This is a genomic window from Pseudomonas kitaguniensis, from assembly GCF_049199985.1.
Classification (GTDB): Bacteria; Pseudomonadota; Gammaproteobacteria; order Pseudomonadales; family Pseudomonadaceae; genus Aquipseudomonas; species Aquipseudomonas kitaguniensis.
The window spans coordinates 1-26,246 of the sequence record NZ_JBLZPT010000034.1 but is presented as its reverse complement, the minus strand read 5'-3'; the positions used below and the strand labels follow the sequence as shown (position 1 = coordinate 26,246).

21 protein-coding genes and 5 pseudogenes are annotated in these 26,246 nt (G+C 60.9%); 12 read left to right on the top strand and 14 right to left on the bottom strand.

All coding sequences use genetic code 11. From position 1 onward, the window contains the following. Positions 1–116 precede the first annotated feature (116 nt). Positions 117–1,199 (top strand): LLM class flavin-dependent oxidoreductase, encoded by a 1,083-nt coding sequence (locus ACOZK9_RS25655; protein WP_421556851.1) that lies wholly within the window; start codon positions 117–119, stop codon positions 1,197–1,199. Between the two features lie 205 nt (positions 1,200–1,404). Here ACOZK9_RS25655 and ACOZK9_RS25650 read toward each other — a convergent pair whose 3' ends face one another. Then, positions 1,405–2,199, bottom strand: coding sequence for a class II aldolase/adducin family protein (locus ACOZK9_RS25650; RefSeq protein WP_122249904.1), 795 nt, complete (start codon positions 2,197–2,199; stop codon positions 1,405–1,407). 121 nt (positions 2,200–2,320) lie between these two features. Continuing rightward, a complete protein-coding gene (locus tag ACOZK9_RS25645) occupies positions 2,321–3,226 on the bottom strand; it encodes a LysR family transcriptional regulator (protein ID WP_152746429.1) in 906 nt (301 codons plus the stop codon). Positions 3,227–3,452: 226 nt separating this feature from the next. Here ACOZK9_RS25645 and ACOZK9_RS25640 point away from each other — a divergent pair, with 226 nt between their 5' ends. The 6 genes from ACOZK9_RS25640 (at position 3,453) to ACOZK9_RS25615 (ending at position 10,518) form a co-directional block, all read left to right on the top strand. Beyond that, a complete protein-coding gene (locus ACOZK9_RS25640; RefSeq protein WP_152746428.1) occupies positions 3,453–4,064 on the top strand; it encodes a cysteine dioxygenase family protein in 612 nt (203 codons plus the stop codon). Further along, positions 4,061–5,644, top strand: coding sequence for a rhodanese-related sulfurtransferase (locus ACOZK9_RS25635; protein ID WP_421556850.1), 1,584 nt, complete (start codon positions 4,061–4,063; stop codon positions 5,642–5,644). Before ACOZK9_RS25640 ends, ACOZK9_RS25635 begins: the two co-directional genes overlap by 4 nt. A 400-nt stretch (positions 5,645–6,044) precedes the next feature. Next, entirely contained in the window at positions 6,045–7,019 is a 975-nt protein-coding gene (locus ACOZK9_RS25630) for an ABC transporter substrate-binding protein (RefSeq protein ID WP_421556849.1), read from the top strand. Between the two features lie 30 nt (positions 7,020–7,049). Continuing rightward, positions 7,050–8,399 carry an LLM class flavin-dependent oxidoreductase gene (locus tag ACOZK9_RS25625; protein ID WP_421556848.1) on the top strand — a complete coding sequence of 450 codons (1,350 nt, stop codon included), beginning with the start codon at positions 7,050–7,052 and terminating at the stop codon, positions 8,397–8,399. Continuing rightward, a complete protein-coding gene (locus ACOZK9_RS25620) occupies positions 8,396–9,574 on the top strand; it encodes an acyl-CoA dehydrogenase family protein (RefSeq protein WP_122249899.1) in 1,179 nt (392 codons plus the stop codon). Before ACOZK9_RS25625 ends, ACOZK9_RS25620 begins: the two co-directional genes overlap by 4 nt. Next, positions 9,571–10,518: a D-isomer specific 2-hydroxyacid dehydrogenase family protein gene (locus ACOZK9_RS25615; protein WP_421556847.1), complete on the top strand. Its 948-nt coding sequence runs from the start codon at positions 9,571–9,573 to the stop codon at positions 10,516–10,518. The genes ACOZK9_RS25620 and ACOZK9_RS25615 overlap by 4 nt, the downstream gene beginning before the upstream one ends. 62 nt (positions 10,519–10,580) lie before the next feature. Here the strand turns inward: ACOZK9_RS25615 and ACOZK9_RS25610 are convergent, their stop codons facing one another. Further along, complete coding sequence (locus tag ACOZK9_RS25610; protein ID WP_122249897.1) at positions 10,581–11,933, bottom strand: Fic family protein; 1,353 nt, start codon at positions 11,931–11,933, stop codon at positions 10,581–10,583. Positions 11,934–12,210: 277 nt separating this feature from the next. On the opposite strand from ACOZK9_RS25610, the gene ACOZK9_RS25605 reads away from it, so the two are divergent. Next, positions 12,211–13,155, top strand: coding sequence for an aliphatic sulfonate ABC transporter substrate-binding protein (locus ACOZK9_RS25605; protein ID WP_421556846.1), 945 nt, complete (start codon positions 12,211–12,213; stop codon positions 13,153–13,155). A gap of 958 nt (positions 13,156–14,113) precedes the next feature. Here ACOZK9_RS25605 and ACOZK9_RS25600 read toward each other — a convergent pair. The 3 genes from ACOZK9_RS25600 to ACOZK9_RS25590 all read right to left on the bottom strand — a co-directional run bounded on the left by ACOZK9_RS25600 (position 14,114) and on the right by ACOZK9_RS25590 (position 16,860). After that, on the bottom strand, positions 14,114–15,301 hold the full coding sequence (locus ACOZK9_RS25600; protein WP_058413443.1) for a sugar transporter: 1,188 nt from the start codon (positions 15,299–15,301) through the stop codon (positions 14,114–14,116). Between the two features lie 111 nt (positions 15,302–15,412). Continuing rightward, positions 15,413–15,775, bottom strand: coding sequence for a type 1 fimbrial protein (locus tag ACOZK9_RS25595; protein WP_152751866.1), 363 nt, complete (start codon positions 15,773–15,775; stop codon positions 15,413–15,415). 86 nt (positions 15,776–15,861) lie between these two features. Next, complete coding sequence (locus ACOZK9_RS25590; RefSeq protein ID WP_152751868.1) at positions 15,862–16,860, bottom strand: bile acid:sodium symporter family protein; 999 nt, start codon at positions 16,858–16,860, stop codon at positions 15,862–15,864. A gap of 85 nt (positions 16,861–16,945) precedes the next feature. Between ACOZK9_RS25590 and ACOZK9_RS25585 the strand changes: the two genes are divergently transcribed. Next, complete coding sequence (locus ACOZK9_RS25585) at positions 16,946–17,734, top strand: AraC family transcriptional regulator (protein WP_058413446.1); 789 nt, start codon at positions 16,946–16,948, stop codon at positions 17,732–17,734. Positions 17,735–17,961: 227 nt separating this feature from the next. Here ACOZK9_RS25585 and ACOZK9_RS25580 read toward each other — a convergent pair. Continuing rightward, positions 17,962–18,975 (bottom strand): annotated as a pseudogene (locus ACOZK9_RS25580) (ABC transporter substrate-binding protein). Positions 18,976–19,141: 166 nt separating this feature from the next. Here ACOZK9_RS25580 and ACOZK9_RS25575 point away from each other — a divergent pair. Next, positions 19,142–19,570, top strand: coding sequence for a hypothetical protein (locus ACOZK9_RS25575; protein ID WP_058413471.1), 429 nt, complete (start codon positions 19,142–19,144; stop codon positions 19,568–19,570). Positions 19,571–19,679: 109 nt separating this feature from the next. On the opposite strand, the gene ACOZK9_RS25570 is transcribed toward ACOZK9_RS25575, so the two are convergent. Beyond that, positions 19,680–20,429 (bottom strand): glucose 1-dehydrogenase, encoded by a 750-nt coding sequence (locus tag ACOZK9_RS25570; RefSeq protein ID WP_152749698.1) that lies wholly within the window; start codon positions 20,427–20,429, stop codon positions 19,680–19,682. A gap of 145 nt (positions 20,430–20,574) precedes the next feature. Here ACOZK9_RS25570 and ACOZK9_RS25565 point away from each other — a divergent pair, with 145 nt between their 5' ends. Next, positions 20,575–21,477, top strand: coding sequence for an AraC family transcriptional regulator (locus ACOZK9_RS25565; RefSeq protein WP_152749700.1), 903 nt, complete (start codon positions 20,575–20,577; stop codon positions 21,475–21,477). Here ACOZK9_RS25565 and ACOZK9_RS25560 read toward each other — a convergent pair. The 3 pseudogenes from ACOZK9_RS25560 to ACOZK9_RS25550 all read right to left on the bottom strand — a co-directional run bounded on the left by ACOZK9_RS25560 (position 21,464) and on the right by ACOZK9_RS25550 (position 23,272). Continuing rightward, positions 21,464–22,388, bottom strand: a pseudogene (locus ACOZK9_RS25560) (saccharopine dehydrogenase family protein). The gene ACOZK9_RS25565 and the pseudogene ACOZK9_RS25560 overlap by 14 nt on opposite strands. Beyond that, positions 22,385–22,465 (bottom strand): annotated as a pseudogene (locus ACOZK9_RS25555) (VOC family protein); the annotation flags it as partial. The pseudogenes ACOZK9_RS25555 and ACOZK9_RS25560, both read right to left, overlap by 4 nt. 64 nt (positions 22,466–22,529) lie before the next feature. After that, a pseudogene (locus ACOZK9_RS25550) lies at positions 22,530–23,272 on the bottom strand (SDR family NAD(P)-dependent oxidoreductase). Between the two features lie 138 nt (positions 23,273–23,410). On the opposite strand from ACOZK9_RS25550, the gene ACOZK9_RS25545 reads away from it, so the two are divergent. Beyond that, complete coding sequence (locus tag ACOZK9_RS25545; protein WP_172979766.1) at positions 23,411–24,292, top strand: AraC family transcriptional regulator; 882 nt, start codon at positions 23,411–23,413, stop codon at positions 24,290–24,292. Here the strand turns inward: ACOZK9_RS25545 and ACOZK9_RS25540 are convergent. From ACOZK9_RS25540 to ACOZK9_RS25530, 3 genes and pseudogenes are all read right to left on the bottom strand, one after another. Then, positions 24,289–24,492, bottom strand: a pseudogene (locus ACOZK9_RS25540) (carbohydrate ABC transporter substrate-binding protein); the annotation flags it as partial. The gene ACOZK9_RS25545 and the pseudogene ACOZK9_RS25540 overlap by 4 nt on opposite strands. A gap of 28 nt (positions 24,493–24,520) precedes the next feature. Then, positions 24,521–25,465 carry a FecR family protein gene (locus tag ACOZK9_RS25535; RefSeq protein WP_421556845.1) on the bottom strand — a complete coding sequence of 315 codons (945 nt, stop codon included), beginning with the start codon at positions 25,463–25,465 and terminating at the stop codon, positions 24,521–24,523. After that, positions 25,465–26,004, bottom strand: coding sequence for a sigma-70 family RNA polymerase sigma factor (locus ACOZK9_RS25530; protein WP_152746066.1), 540 nt, complete (start codon positions 26,002–26,004; stop codon positions 25,465–25,467). The genes ACOZK9_RS25535 and ACOZK9_RS25530 overlap by 1 nt, the downstream gene beginning before the upstream one ends. Positions 26,005–26,246: the final 242 nt, after the last annotated feature.

Here is a 26,246-nt window from a genome sequence, read left to right as displayed (position 1 = left end):
ATTAGGATAGAACCAATCGGCATTTTACAGACCCGGCCGCAGCCCCTAGTTTTGACGTGAATAACCGACCCCTTGCCTGGCGGAGGTGTTAATCACGTACTCGACAAGGACAGACCATGAGCATTGAATTCATCGGCTACATTGGTGGCCACCACGCTTCCGAGATACACCCGCGCAGCGGCCCGACCCTGCAACCGGACTACGTTGAAACCGTGGCCCGCGCCCACGAAGAGGCCGGCTTCGACCGCGCCCTGGTGGCCTTCCATTCCAATAGCCCGGACAGCACGCTGATTGCCTCGCACGCCGCCAGCGTGACCCAAAAGCTGCAGTTTCTGATTGCCCACCGCCCGGGTTTCGCCCAGCCCACGCTGGCTGCACGCCAGTTCAGCACGCTGGATGTATTCAACGGCGGGCGCACTGCGGTGCACATCATCACCGGCGGCGATGACCGCGAGCTGCGCGCCGACGGCAGCTACATCGGCAAGGACGAACGCTACGCACGCACCGACGAATACCTCAGCGTGGTCCGCCAGGAATGGACCCGTGAGCAGCCCTTCGATTTCTCTGGCACCTACTACCAAGTCGAAGGCGCGCACTCGACCGTGAAGTCACCGCAACAGCCGCATATTCCGCTGTACTTCGGCGGCTCTTCAGCGGCGGCGATTGCGGTGGCGGGCAAGCATGCCGACGTGTATGCGCTGTGGGGTGAAACCTACGAACAGGTGCGCGAAGTCGTCACCCAAGTGCGCGCTGAAGCGGCCAAGCATGGGCGTACGATTCGTTTCAGTTTGTCGTTGCGGCCGATCCTCGCCGAGACCGAAGAACTGGCCTGGGCACGCGCCGAGAGCATTTTGCAGCAGGCCACGCAGTTGGCCGAGAAGAATGGCTTTGTAAAGCGTGAACCGCCGAACGAAGGCTCGCGCCGGTTACTGGCGGCAGCGGCGCAAGGGTCGCGGCTGGATAAGCGCTTGTGGACCGGAATCGCCGGGTTGCTCGGGGCGCAAGGCAATTCAACTGCGTTGGTGGGCACCGCCGAGCAGGTCGCAGAGGCATTGTTGGATTACTACGACTTGGGGATTACCACCTTCCTGATTCGCGGCTTTGACCCGCTCAATGATGCGATTGATTACGGCAAGCGACTGATCCCGCTTACGCGACAACTGGTTGCAGAACGCGAGCAGGCCAAAAAAGTCGCTTAACCACACCTTGAAACCCATGTGGGAGGGGGCTTGCTCCCGATAGCGGTACATCAGGCATACAGGTGGCGCCTGACACACTGCAATCGGGAGCAAGCCCCCTCCCACAAAAGGCCAATCTCACAACAGCCCTCCCCCACACAAAGCCCCTCTTACAAGGCCCCCACACAAGGCTCCTTTCACCTTTGGATCTGCTACGGGCTCAGGGTCAGTTTTTGTAGTCTGTATCGGTGCGCTCCAACTGCCTGATCAACGCATTCCAATGCCGCGCGACCCCTGGCCCATCACCTGCTTTAAACACCTCAGCCTGCTTCTCGACCTTGGCCACAACCTCGGCTGGCGGGAACACCAATTCCGCATTCCCCGCCGCCTGCGCCGCAATCTGAATGTTGCACGCACGCTCCAGCCCCTGCAGTTGCTGAAACGCATGCTCCACACTCACCCCCGCCGTCAACAAACCATGGTTACGCAAGATCATCACGCTCTTGTCGCCCAAGTCCGCGACCAGCCGCTCACGCTCGTCCAGGTCCAGCGCCACGCCTTCATAACCGTGGTACGCCACGCGCCCGGAAAAACCAATCGAATGCTGAGAGATCGGCAACAAACCTTCCTTCTGCGCCGACACCGCAATACCGTCACGGGTGTGCGTGTGCAGCACCGCTTGCAAGTCGTGGCGGGCCGCATGAATGGCGCTGTGGATCACGTAGCCTGCGTAATTGATGCCCAGGCCGGTAGGGTCGTCGACGATAGTGCCGTCGAGGTCGACCTTGACCAGATTGGAGGCGCTGATTTCATCAAACAATAGCCCAAAGGCGTTGATCAGAAAATGCTCGTCCGGCCCCGGCACACGGGCGGAGAAGTGCGTGTAGATGTGGTCAGTCCACTTGTACAAGGCCGCCAGTCGATAGGCGGCGGCCAGTTTGACGCGCACCTCCCACTCTTGTGGAGTGACACGCTGACGGACGTTGCTGGACACGCTGGATAGGGAGGTGACGCTGCTCATGGCAAAACTTCCTGGATGGCCTTAAGGACTTCCAGTCAGCCTAGGGGATGGCCAAAAATAATAAAAAGCACATTTTAATCTAAGCTAATTATTATTTTTTTTCATACTGACCTTCCCCAAATCAGGCCGCGCTACGAACCTTCTGCAGGGCGTCCGTCACCCACTTGCCAAATGCATCCACCGGCCCTTGCAGGTTGCCGAGAAAATGCGGGTAGATCAGCCACAGGTCCATCACCGGCTTGAAGTCCTTGAGCGGCATGACCGCCAATTGTTCGCGATGCGCGCTGCGCTCCAATAAAGGACGGGGCACCAGGCCCAAGCCCAAGCCGTCGGCCACCAGCCCCAACTGCAGCTCGGTACCGAAGGTTTCCAGGTTAACCCGCAGGACCAGGCCCTGGTCGGACAAGGTGCGCTGCAAACCCGCGCGAAAACCGCAACCATCCGGGTTCAGAACCCAGCCGTTCTGGTACACATCCGCGAGCTTGCAGGGCTTCTTCGGCAGTTGCGCCTTGGCGCACACCACCACCAATTCCATCTTGCCGATGGACTCGCCAACGATGTTGTCCGGGAAGATCTTGCCCGCCGGGAATAGCGCCGCGGCCGCATCCAGCTCGCCGCGTTCGATCTTGCCGACCAATTGGCTGCCCCAGCCCGTGGCGACCTGGGCACGCAGGTCGGGGTATTGCGTGCGCAGGTGCTTGAGCGCATCCAGCAGCACCACGTCGCCAATGGTCTGCGGCACACCCAGGCGCAACAAGCCGGTGGGCGGCGCATCGGTGGCCACCAGTTCACGCAGCGCATCCATCTCGCGCAGGATCAACCGGCATTGCTCATAAACCCGGGTGCCGATCAGCGTGGGCTTGAGCGGCTTGGTGTTGCGGTCGAACAGCTCCACACCCAATGCCTGCTCAAAGTTCTGCACGCGGCGGGTAATGGCCGGCTGGGTCAGTTGCAACGACTCAGCGGCATGGCTGATGGACTGGCAACGAATCACTTCGACAAAGGCATCGATATCATCAATTTTCATTTTGGCCGCGCATAGAGAACAGTCATTAAGATGTGCGCCAAGCATAGTTGTCGCAACGCTATCTGAATAGCCCGCGCTGTGATCGATAACGTCTAACGCTATTCAGCGCGGTTCTAAATTACCTTCGGCTATAAGCTAATCATTAAAAAATAGCATATTAAATATAAACATTATGCTTAGATAAACCGATCAATCCACACCCGTTACGTTATCTGATGGAATTGCCATGACTCAGGCCCGACACCCCGAACGACTCAGAGCCTTTATAGGCGCCCTGGCGGAATTGATCGACGGCAACCCACGCGAAGGCGACCTGTTGCACCGTGGCGGCAAGCTATTGGCGCAACTGGTGAGCCACGATGACTGGCTGCCCGACGAATACGCGCAACCCGACCCCGAGCGCTACCAGCAATTTTTGCTGCATGCCGACTCGCGCCAGCGCTTCAGCGTCGTCAGTTTTGTCTGGGGGCCGGGGCAACGCACGCCGATTCATGACCATCGGGTGTGGGGGCTGATTGGCATGTTGCGCGGCGCGGAGCTTTCGCAAGGTTTTGAACGCGCACCGGGCGGCAGCCTCGTCGCCGAAGGCCAACCGATTCAGTTGGTGCCCGGCCAAGTCGAGGCGGTGTCGCCCAAGGTCGGCGACATCCATCAGGTCAGCAATGCGCACAGCGACCAGGTGTCCATCAGCATTCATGTGTATGGCGCCAATATCGGTGCCGTGCGCCGCGCGGTGTACCAGCCCGACGGCAGCGAAAAACTGTTTATCTCCGGTTATTCCAACGCCTACCTCCCGAACATCTGGGATTTGTCCAAAGAAAAGAGCCCTGCCCTATGACCCGCGTATCGAACCGCAGCTTCGCCCAGATTCGCCAGGCCCTGTTGGCCCATGAAGAAGTCGCATTGGTGGACGTGCGTGAGGAAGCGCCGTTTGCCGAGGCTCACCCGCTGTTCGCTGCGAATATCCCGCTGTCCAAGCTCGAACTGGAGGTGTATTCGCGCATTCCGCGCCGCGATACCCACATCACCGTTTACGACAACGGTGAAGGGCTGGCCAGTCGCGCCGCCGAGCGCCTGGTTGCGCTGGGCTACACCCACGTAGGCCTGCTCGACGGTGGCCTTGAAGGGTGGCGCCGCGCCGGTGGCGAGCTGTTTATCGATGTGAACGTGCCAAGCAAAGCCTTTGGTGAACTGGTCGAGAGCGAGCGCCATACGCCGTCCCTGGCCGCCGAAGACGTGCAAGCGTTGCTCGACAGCCAAGCCGATGTGGTGGTGCTCGACGCCCGCCGCTTCGACGAATACCAGACCATGAGCATTCCCACCGGCATCAGCGTGCCCGGTGCCGAGTTGGTGTTGCGCGCGCGTGAACTGGCGCCCGACCCGGCCACCCGAATCATCGTCAACTGTGCAGGGCGTACCCGCAGCATTATCGGCACCCAGTCGCTGATCAACGCGGGCGTGGCCAACCCGGTGTCGGCCTTGCGCAACGGCACCATCGGCTGGACCCTGGCCGGGCAGAAGCTCGCGCATGGCCAATCGCGCCGCTTTGCGCCGACCGCTGAAGAACATCGCCAGCTCGCCGCTGAGGCTGCACGCCGCGTGGCCGACACCGCCGGCGTCGGCCGTGCCAGCCTCGCCGACCTGCAACGCTGGCAGTCGGAACCGGGCCGCACCACCTACCTGTTCGACGTGCGCACCCCGGAAGAATTCGAAGCCGGCCACGTGCCGGGCGCGCGCTCAACGCCGGGCGGCCAGTTGGTGCAGGAAACCGACCACGTCGCCAGCGTGCGCGGCGCGCGGTTGGTGCTGGTGGATGATGACGGCGTGCGCGCCAACATGTCGGCGTCCTGGCTGGCCCAACTGGGCTGGGACGTGCAGGTACTGGATGGCCTGGACGCGGCGCACTTCAGCCAACAGGGCACTTGGGTGGCGCCTGTTCCCGCGCCACCGCAGGCCGAATTGATCAGCCCGCAGACCCTCGCCGAATGGCTGGAACATGGCGACACCGTGGTGCTGGATTTCACCGCCAGCGCCAATTACGTCAAACGCCACATCCCCGGCGCCTGGTGGGCCTTGCGCGCGCAACTGCCCGAGGCGTTGGCCAACGTGCCGTCTGCCCAGCGTTATGTACTCACCTGCGGCAGCAGCCAACTGGCGCGCTGGGCGGTGGCCGACGTCGAAGCCATTACCGGCAAGCAAGTTTTTCTGCTGCAAGACGGCACGGCTGGCTGGATCAATGCGCAGTTGCCGCTCGAAGAAGGCGAAACGCATTTGGCTTCGCCGCGTATTGATCGCTACCGCCGACCTTACGAAGGCACCGACAGCCCCAAGGAGGCTATGCAGGCTTACCTGGATTGGGAATATGGCCTGGTCGCCCAATTGGCCCGCGACGGCACGCATGGTTTCTATGTGATTTGAGGCTTAAGTGGCAAGCCCTCTTGTTGGGATGAGCGGTTTTGTGTGGCGAGCGGGCTTGTGTGGCGAGCGGGCTTGCTCGCGCTGGGCTGCGAAGTAGCCCCTTTAATGAGGATTGCAGTGTTTCAGGCACTCCTCAGCGCCTGGTTTTGGGGCTGCTTCGCAGCCCAACGCGAGCAAGCCCGCTCGCCACAGAGATCCCGTTCGCCACAGAAAGCTACCGCCCACCAAATGCATAAAACAAATAATCAAACCTTACATAATCAATTATTTTAATAATTAACATATAACCAAAAAGAACTTCACAGCCAGTTTTTATAGGCATAACGTTAACCCCTCACCGACCCCTTCTCCAGGCGGAGGTAGCAAACCCCTTTATTGATCTGCCTGGAGCCCGCATCTCATGGTCTTTACCACTCCCTTCAAACGCCTGCTCCTGGGCACCACGCTCGCCCTCAGCCTGATCACCACGGCCCATGCCGCCGACCTGCAGCCGCTGCGGGTGGCCAACCAGAAATCCACGATCAAGGCGCTGCTGGAAGTCTCCGGCGAAACCAAAAACCTGCCCTATCAAATCCAGTGGTCGGAGTTCCCCTCCGCCTCGCCACTGGGCGAAGCTTTGAATGCCGGCGCCGTGGATGTCGGCGCGCTCGGCGATGCGCCGTACGTGTTCGCCCTCGGTGCTGGCGCTGCGCTCAAGGTGGTCAGCATCATCCACGCCGAGGGGCGCAACACCACCGCGCTGCTGGTGCCCAAAGGCTCGCCGATCCAGACGGTGGCCGACCTCAAGGGCAAAAAAATTGTCACCGGGCGCGGCTCGATCGGCCATTACCTGGCGATCAAGGCGCTGGCCAGCGCCGGCCTGACCACCCAGGACGTACAGTTCATTTTCCTGCTGCCCAGCGAATCACGCCTGGTACTGGATAACGGCACCGTCGACGCGTGGGCCACCTGGGACCCCTACACCACCGTGGTCACCTCGCAAAGCCAGGCCCGCGTGCTGATCAGCGGCAACCAACTGTTGAGCAACCACCTGTACCTCGCGGCCACCCGCCAGGCCATCGCCGATAAGCGCCCGCAACTGGACGACTTTGTCGCCCGCGTCGACCGCGCTTACGCCTGGGCCAACACCCACCCCAATGAGTACGCCGCCGCTCAGGCGAAGATCACCCGCCTGCCGTTGGCGGTGCACGTCGAGGTGGCCAAGGCCACACACCTGACCCCGGTGATGATCGACGACAGCGTGATCAGCGGCCTGCAAGCCACTGCCGACACTTATCAAAAAGAAGGCCTGATTACCCAACACATCGACGTGTCGCAGGGCTTCGACAAGAGTTTCAACGCCAAGCGTGTGCCACTTTCCCAAGCATCGCGCTGATAAAAAGCATCGCGCCACAAGGAGCAGAACATGAGCAAGCCACGTCAATTGAAACTCGGTGCCATGGTCCACGGAGTCGGCCACGGCTGGGGCGAATGGCGCCACCCACAGGCGCTGCCGAATGCCAGTACTGATTTTGCGTTCTACAAGCAGCAGACTGAACTGGCCGAGGCGGCCAAGTTCGACTTCGTTTTCATTGCCGACAGCCTGCATATCCACGCCAAGTCCAGCCCGCACTACCTCAACCGGTTCGAGCCGCTGACTATCCTCTCGGCGCTGGCCGCGTTGACCACCCATATCGGCTTGGTCGCCACCGTGACCGTCAGCTACACCGAGCCCTACCAGGTGGCGCGCCAGTTCGCGTCGCTGGACCATATCAGCGGCGGCCGCGCTGGCTGGAACGTGGTCACGTCGTGGCTGAGCGGCACCGCCGATAACTTCAGCAAGGCCGAGCACCCACCGCATGTCGTGCGCTACCGCATCGCCAAGGAACACGTCGACACCGTTAAAGGCCTGTGGGACTCCTGGGAAGACGACGCCTTTACCTACAACAAGCACAGCGGCGAGTTTTTCGCCCCGGGCAAGCTGCATGCGCTGAACCACAAAGGCGAGTTTTTCTCGGTAAAAGGCCCCTTGAATATCGCGCGCTCACGCCAGGGCCAGCCGGTGATTTTTCAGGCCGGCACTTCCGAAGACGGGCGTAACTTTGCCGCGCAAAACGCCGACGCAATCTTTGTGCACGTCGAGAGCATTGAAGAAGGCCTGGCCTACACCCAAGACCTGAAACGCCGCGCCCAAGGCTTTGGCCGTGACGCCGACAGCCTGTCGATCCTGCCGGGTATTCGCCCGATTGTCGGGCGTGACGCCGCCGAAGTGGAAAGCCGCTATCAGCAGGCCGTGGACCTGGTGACCATCGAAGACGCGATTGTCGCCCTCGGCCGGCCCTTCAATGACCATGATTTCAGCCAATATCCGCTGGATGAGGCGTTCCCGGAGCTCGGCGACCTCGGCTCCAACAGCCAAAAAGGCGGCTCTGACCGCATCAAGCAATTGGCCCGTGACGAAGGCCTGACGCTGCGCGAAGTGGCGCTGCGTTTTTCGCGGCCCAAGCGTGATTTTGTCGGTACTCCCGAGCAAGTCGCCGATACGCTGCAGGCCTGGTTCGAGACCGGCGCCAGCGATGGCTTCATCATCAACTCGGTGTTGCCGGACGGCTTGCAGTACTTCACCGAATGGGTGGTGCCAGTGTTGCAGCAACGCGGGCTGTTTCGCAGCGAGTACAGCGGCCACACCCTGCGCGATAACCTTGAACTGCAAGTGCCGGCCAACCGTTACAGCGTCGCCGCCGAGGTCGAAGAACAGGTGGAGGCGTTGGCATGAGCCTATCCTCGCAACCCTCCTTGCGCTCGGTCGAAGTCGCCAACTTCGAAGCGTTGCTGGAACGCCTCAGTGGTGAGCTGGCCGCCACCGCTCACGTGTATGACGAGAGCGGCGCCTTCCCCCACGAAAACTTCAAGCGGCTGCATGACCACGGCCTGGTCGCGCTCACCGTGCCCAAGGCCCTCGGCGGCGGCGGTGCCAGCTTGCCAAGGGCGCGCAAGGCCATCAGCGCGATTGCCAAGGGCGAGCCTTCCACTGCGCTGATTCTGGTGATGCAGTACCTGCAACACACGCGTCTGCAAGACAGCAAAACCTGGCCGCAGCACCTGCGCGTGCAAGTGGCCGAAGACGCGGTGCGCAACGGCGCGCTGATCAACGCCCTGCGCGTCGAACCCGACCTCGGCACACCGGCCCGCGGCGGCTTGCCGGCGACCACCGCAGTGCGCACCGCCGAGGGCTGGCGCATCAGCGGGCGCAAAATTTATTCCACTGGCAGCCATGGCCTGAGCTGGTTCAGCGTGTGGGCGCGCAGCAACGATGAGGACCCGCTGGTAGGTGCCTGGCTGGTGCCGAAAAACAGCCCCGGCGTGAGCATCATCGACACCTGGGACCACTTGGGCATGCGCGCCACGTGCAGCCATGAAGTGGTGTTCGACAACGTGCTGGTGCCGCTGGACCACGCGGTCAGCGTCAGCCCGTGGAGCGCACCGCAACCGGAGCTGGATGGCGATGGTTTGCTGTGGATGTCGGTGTTGTTGTCCTCGGTGTATGACGCCGTGGCACAGGCCGCGCGCGATTGGCTGGTGAACTGGCTGGAAGAACGCACGCCCTCGAACCTCGGCGCCGCGCTGTCGACCTTGCCCCGCTTTCAGGAGATCGTCGGCCATATCGACACGCTGCTGTTTGCCAACCGCAGCCTGCTCGACGCGGCTGCCGACGGCCACACACCGGTCGCCAACGCCGCGCAGTTGAAGTACCTGGTGACCGGCAATGCGATCCGCGCCGTCGAGTTGGCCATCGAGGCCTCGGGCAACCCCGGCCTGTCGCGCCACAGCCCGCTGCAACGGCATTACCGCGACGTGCTCTGCAGTCGCGTGCACACCCCACAGAACGATGCGGTGTTGCAGGGCGTCGGCAAAGCGCTGTTCGCCCAACGTCAAAAGGAACGCACATGAGCCAGGTGATTATCGCCAGCCAGTTGGACGAAGATTACAACCAGGTCATTCGCGCACGCCTGGCGCCGCTGTATCCCGAAGCGCAGGTGATCGGCGTGCCGGTTGGCGTACCGAGCGACCTGCCGCCGCAGGCGAATATTCTGCTGCTGCGCCCGATCAATGTGCGTGGCTACAGCGCACCGCACACGCCACCGCCCGGCTGGCCGTATGGCGCGCAGTGGGTGCACCTGGTGTCTTCGGGCATCGACTTTTACCCGCAATGGCTGTTCAACGGCCCGCCGGTCACCACCTCGCGTGGCAGCGCCGCCGACAACTTGGCCGAGTTCGCGCTGGCGGCGATCTTTGCCGCAGCCAAGCACCTGCCGGACATCTGGGTGAATAACGCCGAGTGGAACTTCACTGCGCTAAGGCCGCTCAAGGGCACCACGCTGGGGATTCTCGGCTTTGGCGCAATTGGCCAACGCCTGGCGCAAAAGGCCCAGGCGCTGGGCATTCATGTGGTCGCGCTGCGCCACAGCCAAACGCCGGTTGAGGTGGCCGGCGTGGAGGCCGCGCGGGACATCCACGACCTGTTTGCCCGCGCCGACCACCTGGTACTCGCGGCGCCGCTGACCGAGGCCACGCGGCATATCATCAACCGTGACGTGCTCGGCAGCGCCAAGCCGGGGCTGCACCTGATTAACATCGCGCGCGGTGGTTTGCTTGATCAGGCGGCGCTGCTGGAAGCGCTGGACAGGGGCCAGGTCGGCCTGGCGTCGCTCGACGTGACCGAACCGGAACCGTTGCCGGACGGGCACCCGTTGTACAGCCATCCACGCGTGCGCTTGTCACCGCACACCTCGGCGATTTCCACCAACAGCCGGCAAGAGATTGCCGATACGTTTGTGGCGAATCTGCAGCGCTATGTAAGCGGCTCGGAGCTGCAAAACATTGCCAACCGGTAACTGAGGAGAGCGGGCTTGCCGCAACAGCCCGCTCGCCACAGATAAACCGGTTTGAACGCCGTCTAACCTGCAGAAGCCAAATTTTTCAAGTTGGCCTCAGCATCGTCTCTGGCCAAATACAAGAAGCCTTTGCCTTCCTGGACTTTGATTAACGCCTTCATACCGACCAATTTCTCCAAGTCCTTACGCGCGGTATTCTCCGAAATATCATAGTCGTGGGTGAGTTCCTTGGGCGTGAAAATGCGCCCTGGATGGGCGAGCACTTTTTTCAAGAAGTGAGCTTGCCGATAATTAAAATTATCTTTTAGACGCAAGGCGTCCAGCCACACCACCAACGCCTCAGCTTCTTCTCTTTTATATTCGAAATAATCCATGAACTCATTAATTGCGCGCTCGATAATCCGCAACTGATAAATCACGAAATAAGTCAAATCAAACGAATCAGTCTCAGTATAAACATACGAGCGCGCGTACTGCACAGGGGCTTGTTTTAGTAGAGTACTTATTGAAATATATTCAAAAGACCAATAACCGCTTTTGAGCATAAACCAATAAAACAAGCAGCGCGCGGTCCGACCGTTACCATCCCTGAAAGGATGCTCGTAGCCAATCATGAAATGCAAAATAATCGCCTTTACCACCGGATGTATAAAGGCCCGCCCATCCTGCCCATCGTGCCTGTCATTGGCAAAAAGGCATAGCGCTTCCAGTCGCGCCGGCAGCAACGCGGCTTGGGGAGGCTGGTGAATAACTTCATCACCTGCCCCGCCAACAAAAATATCATCAGCGTCTCTGACCTGACCCGGATGAACATTTTCTTCGTTTATCCCCGCCGTCGCTATGCTATGAAACTCACAGATCAGATCGATAGAAAGACGCTCACCCTTATTGTACTTGGCGCTTTTCATAAGCTGATAATTATTAAGAATCATGCGCTCGTCATCATTTTGAGGCGCGCGCTCCTTAGCTAACATATCCTTTGCAATCTCACGCGTCGTTGCAGCCCCTTCTAACTGCGCACTGGATATCGCCTCTTCCATCATCAAGGAGTCGACCAGATACTTATTATCATCACGCTGCTTGTTAGAGGATTCGGCCTCTACACCCAATCTTGACGCCACTAACTCAATGCCGTGAATAACCGCACTACAAAAATCGGTCATGTACAATAAAAACGGATTGTCACACTCACTTCGGAGTTCAAGGGTCTTACTTCCATAGGACCGAGACATTTTGGTCGCAGCCCACGCGGCCTCTTTATTGACACCCGGCGCGGGGTGTCTTCTGAATTCATCCCAATGCAGATATCTGCCTTTGTCATCAACAGCTTTATAGGTGCTTGCCAGCTCAAAAATCTTTAAGCCATGCTGTTTTAGCAGCACACCGAAATCGGTGGGCTTGTGGATTTTAGCCATCGCTGAAACTCAATTTTTAAAAATTGAGTTGATCCTTACGCGTGAGCTTCAGAGTGTCAAGGCCCAAGAAAACAGGTACCGCACTGATGCGGCGCCTGAACCGCCCCTCACAGCTGACGCATAGCGCTTGCGAGAAGCTCGCCAATCACGACCGGGTGCGCCAGAGCAACGGAGGCAGAGAGCTAAAAAGCGCCTTAAGCTCAGATCGAAAGAGTATTTATTGAATGGTTTTTAGAACCTTAAGATTGGGTATATTTCGTTGAAGATCGAGCGCGCCATGTCTATTCGTCGTCCCCTCGCCATGCTCATCGGGCTACTGGCCTTTTCCGTTGCCGTGAGTGCCGAGGCCCAGCAAACCGTGCGTATCGGTTACCAGAAATCCTCAACCCTGATCACTCTGCTAAAAACCCAAGGCACCCTGGAAAAAGCCCTCAAGGCCGACAATATCGACGTGAGCTGGCACGAGTTCCCCAGTGGCCTGCCGCTGCTCGAAGCGCTGAACGTGGGCAATGTGGATATCAGCGCCGACGTAGCCGACACCGTGCCGATCTTCGCGCAGGCGGCGCACGCCAAACTGACTTACTTCGCCCAAGAGGCGCCCTCGCCTTCAGCCCAAGCCATTGTGGTGCGCAAGGACTCACCGATTCAGCAATTGGCGGATTTGAAAGGCAAGAAAATCGCCGTGACCAAGGCCGCCGGCACTCACTATTTGCTGATTGCTGCGCTGGCCAAAGCCGGCCTGGCGTTCTCGGACATCGAGCCCGCCTACTTGTCGCCGGCTGACGGTCGCGCGGCGTTCGAGAACAACAAGGTTGACGCCTGGGTCACCTGGGAACCCTTCCTCACCAGCGTGCAGCGGCAACTGCCAACGCGCACACTGGCCGATGGCGTTGGGCTGGCCAGTTACAAACGCTATTACCTGACCGGAACGCCGTACGCCAAGGCGCATCCCGACGTATTGAAGCGCGTATATGAGCAACTGGAAAAGGCGGGCCAGTGGGTCAAAACCCACCCGCAGGACGCGGCAAAAGTGCTCGGCCCGCTGTGGGGCAACCTGGACGTGGCCACGGTTGAGGCCGCCAACGCGCACCGCAGTTATCAGGTGCAGCCAGTGACGATTGATCAGTTGGGCGAACAACAGAAGATTGCCGATGCGTTCTTCAAGGCTGGGCTGTTGCCCAAGGCGGTGGACGCCAAGGATGTAGACACCTGGAAGCCCTGAAGGCTGCCAGCCTCAAACTGTGGGAGGGAGCTTGCTCCCGATGGCGGTGAGTCAGTCAGCTTATGCATCGACTGAAACTCAGCCATCGGGAGCAAGCCCCCTCCCACAGTTTTGATGTGCAGGCGTTGCCGATGCGTTTTTCAAGGCCGGGCTATTGCCCAAGGCGGTGGACGCCAAGGATGTAGACACCTGGAAGCCCTGAAGGCTGCCAGCCTCAAACTGTGGGAGGGGGCTTGCTCCCGATGGCGGTGTGTCAGTCAGCTTATGCATCGACTGAAACTCAGCCATCGGGAGCAAGCCCCCTCCCACCGTTTTGATGTGCAGGCGTTGCCGATGCGTTCTTCAAGGCTGGGCTATTTTGCCCAAGGCGGTGGACGCCAAGGATGTAGACACCTGGAAGCCCTGAAAGCTGCCAGCTTCAAACTGTGGGAGGGGGCTTGCTCCCGATGGCGGTGTGTCAGATAAGTATTTTTCAACTGATACACCGCAATCGGGAGCAAGCCCCCTCCCACCGTTTTGATGTGCAGGCGTTGCCGATGCGTTCTTCAAGGCTGGGCTATTTTGCCCAAGGCGGTGGACGCCAAGGATGTAGACACCTGGAAGCCTTGATGCCTGCCAGCTTTAAACTGTGGGAGGGGGCTTGCTCCCGATGGCGGTGAGTCAGTCAGCTTATGCATCGGCTGAAACTCAGCTATCGGGAGCAAGCCCCCTCCCACCGTTTTGATGTGCAGGCGTTGCCGATGCATTCTTCAAGGCTGGGCTATTTTGCCCAAGGCGGTGGACGCCAAGGATGTAGACACCTGGAAGCCCTGAAGGCTGCCAGCCTCAAACTGTGGGAGGGGGCTTGCTCCCGATGGCGGTGTGTCAGTCAGCTTATGCATCGGCTGAAACTCAGCTATCGGGAGCAAGCCCCCTCCCACAATTGACCGCGTTCGGCGTGTGATTTTGATCTGAGCCTCTACGGGTGCGACGCCACACCCGTCCCATACTTGCGAATCGCCAGGCAATAGCCAATCAATGCGACCGCCGCCAGCAACCCACCCGCTGCGCCGATCCAGGCGAAGCCGAAGTGGCTGCCGACCCAACTGCCCATCAGGGCGCCGCCGCCGATGCCGATGTTGTAAATGCCGGAGAACATGGCCATGGCCACGTCGGTGGCGTCCGGGGCCAGCACCAGCACTTTGGACTGCATGGCCAGGCCGAAGCCCATGATCGCCATGCCCCAGAACACGCTCAGTCCGACCAGGTACGACTCGGCGCCGCTCAAGGGCAGCATCAGTGCCAGGCAGGCGGCGAGCAGGGCCACTGCGCTGATCACGAAGATGTGCGGGTTGAAGCGGTGCACCAGGCTGAACAGCAGCGAGCCGATAATGCCTGCGCCGCCGAACACCAGCAGAAACAGGGTTACCGTGCCGCCGCTCATGCCGGCGACGCCTTCGACGAAGGGTTCGATGTAGCTGTAGGCGGTGAATTGTGCGGTGACCACCAGCGCGGTGAGCACGTAAAGCGCCACCAGCGCCGGGCGTTTGAACAGCAGCGGCAGGCTGCGCAGCGAGCCGGAGTTCTGGCTTGGCAGCGGCGGCAAGGTGCGCGCCAGCCAGAACACCAGCGCCGCAGCGAAGGCGCCAATCACCAGGAAGGTGGTGCGCCAGCCCATGGCTTCACCCAGCAGGCGGCCAAGCGGAATGCCCAAGACCATCGCCAGCGAGGTGCCGGTGGCCAACAAACCCAGCGCCTGCACCTGTTTGCCCTCCGGCGCCAAGCGCACGGCGAGGGAGGCAGTGATCGACCAGAACAGCGCATGGGACAGCGCAATGCCGATGCGGCTGAGCATCAAAATGCCAAAGCTGGTGGCCACGCTGGAGAGGATATGGCTGGCGATAAACATGCAAAACAGCACGATCAATAGCTTGCGCCGCTCCACGTTACGCGTCAGCAGCATCACCGGCAGCGAGGTCACCGAGACGATCCACGCATAGATGGTGAGCATCAGCCCGACGCTGGCGATGGGCATGTCAAAGCTGGCGCCGATGGCGCTGAGCAGGCCGACGGGCACAAATTCGGTGGTATTGAACACAAACGCGGCCAGCGCGAGGGCGATGACCGGTTGCCAGTTGGCTTGAGGCGTTGCAGCTGAAATGCTCATTGGCGGGCGAGGTACTCTGACGATGATCCGATGGCCACGCAGAACAACGCCGCCGCCGAGCATTCTATAGGTTTCTCGGCCCGCTGTTGACCCGCATCGTCGCCGCGCCGGTTAGGGCGAGGTCAGGGTGATGACGTAGTTTCCCGACTGAATCGGCTTGCCGGCGCCGTCCACCAACAGATACCGCTGATCGTAATAACGCCCGCTGCCGCTGTCTGCCACCAGCAACACGTGGGCCGCATTGACGCTGGCCAGAGGCGCCAGGTTGCGCACATCAAAGCGGCTGCCACGGCTGAATTCGGCACACCCGGTCAGTTCCATCACCGCACCACTGCGCGCATTTGTCGCACACCCAGGCTCATTGATGGCGCCGCGAAACTCAAGCGTGCCCCCACCCACTGTCTGCGCCGCAGCGCAGGCGCCCGCCCATAGGCAAAACAGACCTGCAAATACCGAAATACATTTAACGTTCATGCCGCCACTCCTTATTGGGCTCTCAATAAGTAAGTCGTCTGGCGGCAGGTTAACTTGAGGCGATTCGTGCAAAGGGTTGAGCTAGATCAAGGATCAACCTGCCCCATCAGCTCGGGAATGCTTTCGGGCCGCTTGGCATAACGCTGCGCCAACGCCGCGCAGACCATCAACTGAATCTGGTGAAACAGCATCAACGGCAGGATCAGCACGCCCATGCTCGCCCCGGCAAACAACACCTGAGCCATGGGCACGCCGGTGGCCAGGCTTTTTTTCGAGCCGCAGAACAAAATCGTGATGCGGTCTTCCTGACTAAAGCCGAAAGCCTTGCCCAACAGCGCAGACGCCACCAGCACCAACGCCAGCAATACGCAGCACGCCACGACCAGCCCGCCCAGCTCCCACAGCGGAATCTGGTGCCAAATGCCCTCGTTGACCGCTTCGCTGAACGCGCCGTAAACCACCAGCAAAATCGAGCCTTGGTCGACGAACTTGAGCCAGGATTTATTGCGCCCTACCCACTCGCCGATCCAGCGGCGGGCGATTTGCCCGGCCACAAAAGGCAGCAGCAACTGCACGCTGATTTTCAGGATCGCGTCGACGGTGGAACCGCCATCACCGTGCACGTTGAGCAGCAAGGTCACCAGCAACGGCGTGAGGAATATCCCGAACAAGCTGGAAGCCGCCGCGCTGCAGATCGCCGCCGGAATATTGCCGCGCGCCAGCGAGGTAAAGGCAATCGCCGACTGCACGGTGGCGGGCAACGCACACAGGTAGAGCATGCCCATGTACAGGTCGTTGCCGATCAGCGGCGACAGCAGCGGTTTGAGCGCCAGTCCGAGCAACGGGAACAGCACAAAGGTCAGGCTGAACACCAACAGGTGCAGGCGCCAGTGGCCGGCACCGGCGACGATGGCCTGGCGCGACAGCTTCGCGCCGTGCAAAAAAAACAGCAGCGCGATGGCAAGGTTAGTCACCCAACCGAAGGCCACGGCGGTTTGGCCGCTGGCGGGCAGCAATGAAGCGAGAATCACCGTGGCGATCAGGGTCAGGGTGAAGTTGTCAGGCAGAAAACGCAGGCGGGTCATAAACAAATCTTCCAGGGGTTGCCAAGAGCATCGTCGCGACTCTAACGTAACCGCAAGTTACCGACTAACGCCAATGAGCCAGTAAATGCCGCCTAAAGGACATGAAAAAGCCGTGCGCCGCAGCGTGCCCGGGCTTTCCAGCCTGCCACGGCCGGTGTATGGGCGCACCGAATCGCTGCCCAACCGCGCGCTGACCCGCAAGCACAGCCACCCGTGGGTGCAATTGTCTTACGCGATTTCCGGGGTGCTCGAAATCCAGACCCGCGCCGGCCGCTTCGTCGCCCCGCCGCAGCGTGCGGTGTGGATTCCGGCGGGCATGCCGCACCGTGTGTTTAGCTCGCCGCACACGGAGATGCGCAGCCTTTACCTGGATTGCAGCGTCACCGCCTGGGCGGCCGAGCGCTGCCAGGTGCTGGCGGTGAGCAGTTTGTTGCGCGAGCTGATCCGCCGTTTCAGTGAACTGCCGGTTGAATACGCCGAGGACGGCCCGGATGGGCGCTTGGCTCAGGTGGTACTGGACCAACTCGCCGCCGCGCCGCAGGTGGATTTGATGCTGCCTTTGCCGCATGACCCGCGACTGCGGCAGGTCTATCGCAGCCTGAGCCTGCGCCCGGAGCAGCAGACGACGTTGGCAGAGTGGAGCGCCAGGCTGGCCGTCAGCGAGAAAACCCTCAGCCGATTGTTTTTGAGTGATACCGGGCTGACCTTTCGCGCCTGGCGCCAACGCCTGCGACTGCTCAGCGCCCTGCCCGCGCTGGAGCAAGGCGAGCGCGTGACGGATGTGGCGTTGGCCTGCGGTTATGAGTCGACATCAGCCTTTATCAACGCATTTCGCCAGCAGTTCGACGCCACCCCCGGCGAGTTTTTCCGCTGACCTGATAGCCACATTGAGCCGAGTTCCATCATGAGAATGCCATCAACTGTGGGAGCGGGCTTGCTCGCGATAGCGGTTATTTAGCCAGCGCATTCAGTGACTGACACTCAGCCATCGGCAGCAAGCCACCTCCCACATTAAACCGAGTTCCAAACCGAGAATGCGGTCACTGTGGGAACACGCCCCTCCCACATTTCTGAGTGCGTTTTCAGAGCAGTATCGGAGGTTCAGCTACCATTGCCGCCGTGGGCCTCTTCGAAAAAGTAGTCCTTCCAGCTCGCGGCCTGGTTTTTCAGCACGCCCAATTCGTGGAGTTTATCGGCGTAGATATAGGTGCGCTGCGGCACGATGGTGAAGTCGATTTCCGGGTCTTGGACAATTTTTTCCACCAGGTCCAACGGCAATTTGGACGCTTCTACACGGATATACGCCTTGGCGGCCGCAGGTTTGTCGGCCTTGATGATCGTCTCGGCCTCGGCCAGCGCGTCATAAAACGCCTTGTAGGTCTTGGGGTTTTCGTCGTGGAATTTTTGCGTGGTGTAGAGCACGTTGAACGTGGCCTGCCCGCCGAGGATGTCGTAGGAACTGAGCACCTTGTGCACCTTGGGGTTCAACAGTTCCTGATACTGGAATGGCGGGCTGGAGAAGTGCGAATTGATCTCCGAACCCCCGGCAATCAGCGCCGCCGTGGCATCGGGATGGGCCAGGCTGATGGAGATGTCGTCGAACTTCTTGTAGTTGGCGTCGCCGAACTGCTTGGCGGTTTCAATCTGCAAGGTGCGCGACTGAAAGCCCACGCCGGCGGCAGGCACGGCAATACGGTCTTTCTCGGTGAAGTCCTTGAGGGTCTTCACGTCCGGGTTATTGGTCAGCAAGTAGTTGGGCATCGAGCCCAGCGAGGCGATAGCCTTGACGTTCTGTTTGCCTTTGGTGCGGTCCCACACCGTCAGCATCGGCGGCACACCGGCCGAAACTACGTCGAGGGCGCCGGCCAGCAGCGATTCGTTCATCGCGGTGGCGCCCTAAATGCTGTTCCATTCCACCTCGATGTCCAGGCCTTGCGCTTTGCCGTGTTTCTCGATCAGGTGTTGGTCGCGCACAATGTCGAGAATCAGATAGCCGATCCCGAATTGCTGGGCGATGCTGATTTTGCCTTCGGCGTGCGCGCCGGCGCTGAACACCGCGCTCGCAGCGGCCAGCGACGCGGCCAGTAGTGTCAAAGAGGAACGCTTGAAGGTCATGAGGGTCTGCCGCGTGTTCGAGAAGGTGCTGGAGCCTAGCGGCGATTTTTAAGACTGGAAAAGAATATATAGATCTATTGTTATGCAAATCATCACCCCAAACGGGCGCTCGGCTGGTATTGTGCCGCGCGTTGAAATATTGCCGCCGACTGCGAGGAAATGGACGTTGAACACTGACGAAAAAATGACTGGGGACCTGTTCGAGGTCGATAAGCGCCTGTCACTCAAACCCGTGGTGGACTTCAATACCTACCTGCGCAGCGCGTTCGGCGACGGCGCGTGCACCTGCGTACGCTGCACCGCCAGTCACGCTGATGAAACCGGCTACGCGTTCCAGCACACCTTCCACTTCGACGCCAAACCGGTGCACCGCCGCTTCGCCACCACGGCGGGCAGCGATGTGTTGATGGCCTTGAAAAAAGCCTGGTTGTCGTACACCAAAGCTGAACTGCCGCTCAGCGGCGTGCTGGCGCTCGACACCGTCAAAGAGTTTGTCGAGCCGCCACTGCACCGGCGTTTGGCGCCGTTGTTGCTGGCCAGTGAGGTGGTCAAGGACGTTGACGGCGAGTTGCAGCTTCAGCCTCAGGCCGCCTGATCTGCGAAGCAGCGCTGAACACACGCTGTGCGAGTTGTCAGACGGGTGGGGATGAAAAAGTCTCGATTGAAGGTCACCACATCGTGGCCGTGAATGACACCTCCACCCCTCAGTAACCCACCCCGCGCACGCCGCCGGAGGCCCGGATGGACTCCCCGGTGACCCAATGGGCATCCTCGCTGGCCAAAAATACCGCCAGCGGCGCTATGTCTTCGGGCTCACCCAAGCGCCCCAACGGCGTGCCGGCGATCAGCGATTGGCCAAACTCACCGGCGAAGTTGCCCTCGGTTGCCGGCGTGTTGGTATGGCCCGGCAGAATGGAATTGACCCGGATGCCTTTTGGCCCAAGCTCGCGCGCCAAGGCCAGGGTCAGCGTATCCACCGCGCCCTTGGTGGCGGAATAAACGCTGGAAGCCAGGTACGGGTCGGTGCTGAGGATTGAGCTGATATTGATGATACTGCCGCCCGGCTTCAACAACTTCAGCGCTTCGCGCGCGGCCAGCAGATACCCCAGCACGTTGAGGTTGAACTGGATGTGGAAGGCTTCCTCGGTCAGGTTCTCAAGGGTCTGGAACACCGCCAGCCCGGCATTATTGACGAGAATATCCAGGCGGCCGAACGTCTGTTTGACCGTGTCGAACAAGCGTGTGACGTCGCTCCCCGAACTCATGTTGGCGTGTACGCTGATGGCTTTTCCGCCCTGCGCCTGAATATGCGCGACCACCGCGTCAGCCTCGGTTTTACTCGATACGTAGTTGACCACCACCGTCGCGCCTGCCGCCGCCAGCGCTTTGGCGATGCCGGCACCGATGCCTTTTGATGCACCGGTGACCACTGCAATTTTTCCGTCGAGCTTCATAAGTGTGATTCCTGAGGTTGAGTAATACCGCGTGTTTGCAGTATTGGCGCCAGCACCGGGATAGCGCTTGCCGGTTCTTCTCGCATTCTTGCCTATTCTTCTCGGCGCGCTTGCTATACGGGCTGGCCTGGCTCAAGGTCGGCGCATGAACAACGACCTGAATGAACTGCGCCTGCTGGTAATGCGCGCAGACAACACGTGGACCGACACCGGCCTGCCGCGCGTGGCGATGGTGCGCGCCGAGGCCTGCGCAGCTCAGGTGTATCAGCCGATGCTGCACTTGGTGCTGCAAGGCTCGAAGACATTGTCGATTGGCGATCAGGTGTCGACGTACGGCCCGTCCAGCTACTTCGTGGTGCCGGTTGAGGTGCCCGCCACCGGCCAGGTTCATCCCTGCGCAGCGGGCCTACCCTACTTGGCGGTCAGCCTGACGCTGGATGCTTCAGTGATTGCTGCCGTGCTGGCGGACGAAGTCGCACCCGCTGAGCGGCCATGCGCCCAACGCTTCACGGCGGTGCAGGCACCCGCAGAATTGCTTGATGCCTGGCTGCGCATGCTGCGGCTAATGGACCGGCCAAGCGAAGCCGCCGTACTGGCTCCGATGATCGAGCGGGAAATCCTGTTTCGGGCATTACAAGGCCCGCTGCGCGAAACCCTGGTGGACATGGCGCGTCCCGACGGGCGCCTGATACAGATACGTCGCGCCACCGAATGGATTCGCCAGCACTACACCCAACCCTTTCGTGTGGAACCGTTGGCGGCCATGACCGACATGAGCGTGGCGGCGTTTTACCGGCATTTCAAAGCCGTCACAGCGATGACGCCGATTCAGTACCAGAAACGCTTGCGCCTGCTCAGGGCGCGCTGGCTGCTGCTGTTCGACACCCTCGATGCCGCCTCCGTCGCCTTCAACGTGGGGTATGAAAGCGCCTCGCAATTCAGCCGTGAATACGCACGGCTGTTCGGCTTGCCACCGGCGAAGGATGCGGCGCGGTTCAAGCTCCCGGCCGCCGACCACGTGAGCACTTTTGCGGCTAGTAGTCGATGATCCGCGTGCCGGCAATGGTCTGCGCAAACCCCACACCGAACAGTTTGGCCGGGGTTTCAAAACCCGACCGGCGTTCGCCGCCGAGCACACGCCGCGCCGCTGCCACGGCTGCCAGCGGGGTGTAGTTGTAGCCGTTGACGGTTTCGATCACCGAGCGCGCAACCGTGCCGTCGCTGCCGGTGACTTCGGCCACGGCGCGGGCGCGATGGGCGTCACGCTGGGCTTGGCTGGGGCCGTCGGGCAGCAGTGACAAGTCGCCCTCGGGGAAAGCTTCGCCGGTGATGTGCACGTACATGGCAATATTCGGCACGCCGCTGGAGTGCCAGGCCGTCGCCGAAATCCATGGAGTGCAACGGCGCGTCCGGGGTGGCGACCAGCTCGCCGTCAATGCGTGCCATGACGCCCGCGCCGATGATCTCGCCGACACTCATCGCCGAACCCCGCGACATCGCGCCGGGCACCTGCAAGGCAATTGTCAGCGCGTGCGGCTGTTGCACGCGGCTGATGACGTGCATCGCCAGGCAGTCGGTGGGCACCACGTCCCAACCGACGCCCGGCAGCAGCATCACACCCTTTTCGCTGGCCATGGCGCCGAGCTGTTCGGCCAGGCGGTACACGTTGATTTCAGCAGTAATGTCCAGGTAGTCGGTGCCGCTGGCGATGCAGGCGCGCATCAACGCCTCGGCGGTGTGAGCAAATGGGCCGGCGAAGTTGAGTAACACATCGATACCTTGCAACTGGCTGGCGTCGGCGGCAAACACGCGGTAAGGCACGTTCAACGTGGCGGCAAGGGAGGCCAGGCGCGCTTCGTTGCGCCCGGCAATCACCACCTCCAGGCCGAGCTGTTTGGCATGTTCAGCCGCCATGCGCCCGGTGTAGCCGGTTGCGCCGTAAATCATCAGTGTTTTCATGCGCTGTGCTGCCAGTTCTTGTACACAAATTCAAGGCTGTAGCCGTCGGGGTCGAGGACGTTGGCCGCGTAGTAGTGAATGGAACGCTCGATGTTGCTGACCGAGATAAACAGGTGATCCAGCATGCTGTGGCCTCGCGATTCAGATGGAGTAGCCGCCGGCGACTTCAACGGTTTGGGCGTTGATCCAGCGGCCTTGTTCCGACAGCAGCAGCGCGATTACCCGCGCTACGTCTTGCGGTTCGCCTACACGGCCGAGGGCGGTTTGCCCTGCAAGCAGCGCTTCAAACTCGTCGTTCAAGCCGCCGCCCAGTTCAGTGCGAATGGCACCCGGCGACACTGCATTGGCGCGGATACGCCGTTCACCGAATTCCTTGGCCATGTAGCGCGTGAGCACGTCCAGGCCACCCTTGAACGCGGCGTAAGGCGCGACGCCCGCGGTTGCCACACGCGTTGTGGCGCTGGTGAGGTTGACGATGCCGGCGTGTTCTTCCAGCAGCGGCAGCAGGGTTTGAGTGAGGAAAAACGGGCCTTTGAGGTGCACGTTGAACAGGCCGTCGAACTGCGCTTCGGTCACCGATTCGAGTGGGTTGAACAGCCCGTAGCCGGCGTTGTTGACCAGCCCGCTCAGGGTCTTCACGCCCCAGGTAGCCTGCAGCGTGAGCAGCACCGTCTCACGAAATGCCGCGAACGTGCTGACATTCGCCACGTCCAACGCCACGGCGACAGCTTTCCGCCGGCTGACTCGATGCGCTGTACCACGGCCTGCGCGGCCTCAGGGTGGTGATTGTAGGTGAGGATCACGCCGTGGCCCTGGCGAGCACACAACTCGGCGGTACTGGCGCCGATGCCTCGGCTGCCTCCGGTAATCACGATAACGCTCATGGCCTGCTCCACTGTCGAAAAGTTGAGTGACCAGAGTAACCAGCGCCCTCCCCGCCGACGCAGCCGTTCCTGCCGCAATCCTGCCTGTTTGTGCTTTTTACTTGCGCGCCGCTGTCGGGAAGGAACAGCATGGCCGCCATGAATAATCAATTGATCGAACTGCGTACCTTGGCCGCCAAGGCCGAAAACCGCCGCACCGAGACCGGCATCCCTCGTGTGGCGATGGTCCAGGGCGCGATCCCGGAACACATGCTGGCGGCCGTGTACGAGCCGATGATCAACCTGATCCTGCAAGGCAGCAAGTGCATGACCGTGGGTGACCGCACCCTGCATTACGACCCGGCGACGTATTTTGTGATGTCTATCGAGCTGCCTGCCGTGGGCGTGGTGAACCCGGCGAGTACGGGTGAACCGTACCTGGCCGTGAGCCTGACGCTGGACCCGACGGTGCTGACCACCTTGCTCAATGACCTGCCGACGCCGGGCGGCCATTGCGCGCAGGAGGCCGGGTTTTCAGTCGCTGCCGTCACGCCCGCGCTGATGGATGCGTGGGTGCGCATGCTGCGCCTGATGGGCGACCCAATGGCGATTGCCGCCCTGGCCCCTGCCTATGAACGCGAAATTCTTTACCACGTGCTGCAAGGCCCACACGGCTGGATGCTGCGCGACATCGCTGCGCCGGACACCGCCATGGCGCGGGTCAGCCGGGCCATCCAGTGGATTCGCCGGGATTTTGCCGAGTCGATTCGGGTGGATGCACTGGCGCAGGAAGCGGCGATGAGTGTGTCGGCGTTTCATCGGCATTTTAAGGCCGTGACCACGTTGAGCCCGCTGCAATACCAGAAACGCGTGCGCTTGCTCAAGGCGCGCACGTTGATGCTGGCCAGTGCGAGCAGCGTGACCAGTGCGGCGTTTGAGGTGGGGTATGAAAGCGCGACCCAGTTCAGCCGCGATTATGCGCGGGTGTTCGGGTTGCCGCCGGCACGGGACACGGCACGGATTTTGAGGGCAAACAAATAACCGTATTTTTCCTTGAACCTGGCTTTCAGCTCCGGGCGCTCAAACCAGTCGGCGCGCCACCCGTAGAGGTTGGCGAACTGCTGGTCGGGCAATTGGTAAACCTTGCCGTCGGGCGCAGTGGTAAAGGAAATACCGATAAAGTCCTTGATGTCCAACGTCGGCGAGGTGAAGTGGTTGCCTTCATTGGCCATCAGCTCGGTGAACGCCTGCGCCAGCCCCCACGTTGAGCTAGCGCGGCTTGACCACCACCAGCAAATCGGTGAAGTACTCGACTTGAATCGGCAGGTTATCGGCGAGTGCCGAGAGCGCTGCCGCCGTGTCGTCGAGCTTGAACACGCCGGACACCCGCAGGTTTTGCAAGGCCTGCGCATCGAAACGCAGCAGCCCGTGGCGGTAGCTGGCCAGGGTTTGCAGCACCTCGCTCAATGGCTGGTCGTTGACCTTGAGCAGGCCGCGCGTCCACGCGTCCGGGTCGGCGTTGCCAATCGCTTGCGGCGCTTGGGCGCGGCCATGGTCGAGGACAGAACGCCGGCCCGCGACGACATTGACGCCCTGCGCGGCCTGGCCTTTAACCGCCACAGTGGATTCGATGACCGTGACCACGGTGCTGCCGTCCGCCGCCCGCTTTACCAGATAACGCGTGCCCAGCGCGGTGGCCGTGCCTTGGTCGGTGCGCACCACGAAGGGCCGTTGCGCGTCCTTGGCCACGTCGACCCACAACTCGCCTTGCAGCAGTTCGATCACACGTTGGTGGCCGTCGAACTTCACGTCGACGGCCGAGTTGCTGTTGAGCTGCAACTGGCTGCCGTCTTCGAGGGCGATGTGCCGGCGCTCACCGACGCCAGTGCGCTGGTCGGCCATCCACACCGGCAACTGTTGCACACCCAACCAACCACACAGCACGACGCCAAGCACACCGCCAAGCACACCGAGTACCTGAGCACCCCGAGTGCGCGGCGCGGCGAACGCGTGATTCAACGCGATACGCGCCGGTTGCGCGGGCAAGGTCTCGAAGTCGCCCCACAGGCAACGCATGCGTTCGATCGCCACGGCATGGCGCGGGTCGGCGTGGTACCACGTGGTGTAGGCCTGGCGGTCGGCGTCGCTGACGTTTTCGTCTTGCAGTTGCGTCAGCCAATTCGCCGCTTGCTGGATGATGTGTTCCGAGTTCATCACAGCGGGTCCGCCGCATGCAGGCTGTGGTAGCAATGCACCAGCGCCGTGGAGATGTAGTTTTTGACGGTGCTGGCCGACACGTCCAGGCGCAGGGCGATTTCGCTGTAGGTCAGCCCATCGAGCCGACTCAACAAGAACGCTTCACGGTTTTTTGCGGGCAGGCCGGCGAGCATCTCGGCGATGCGCTCCAAGGCTTGCAGCGCCACATGAATCGCCGCCGGGTCGGGCATGCCGGCGTCTTCGCACTGGATCACCAGGGCTTGCATGTAGGCTTTTTCGATGCGCCGCCGCCGCGCCCCATCAATCAGCAAACGCCCGGCGGTGGTGGCGAGAAAGGCGCGGGGTTCCTTGATATTGTGCGGCTCGGCGAGCATCAACACGCGGATAAACGCGTCATGCGCGAGGTCGGCGGCGTGCTGCGAACAACCGAGTTTTTTGCGCAGCCAGCCGTACAACCAGCCGTGGTGCTCGCTGTACATTGCCGTAAGGGTCTGCTGACGGGCGCCATCGCCCAGCGCGGCCGGAATGTCATGCATGCGCAAAAAATTCTCAAATGGGAAGAGTTACCAATTGCGCAAACAATGCCAGTAAAATGATGCCGGAGCAAGGGGGCCAGGATGGCTTGCGCCCTTACCACTGGCCGCTCCCGGCCAACTGTGGGAGATTCTATGGTTTTGGGGAAGCCTCCAAAACCGCTTTCGACTGGTATTCGCTCAGGTTTTTCATGAGAGAAAACGCGATGCGAGCCAGCTTGCGGGCGATGATGACCAGGGCCTGA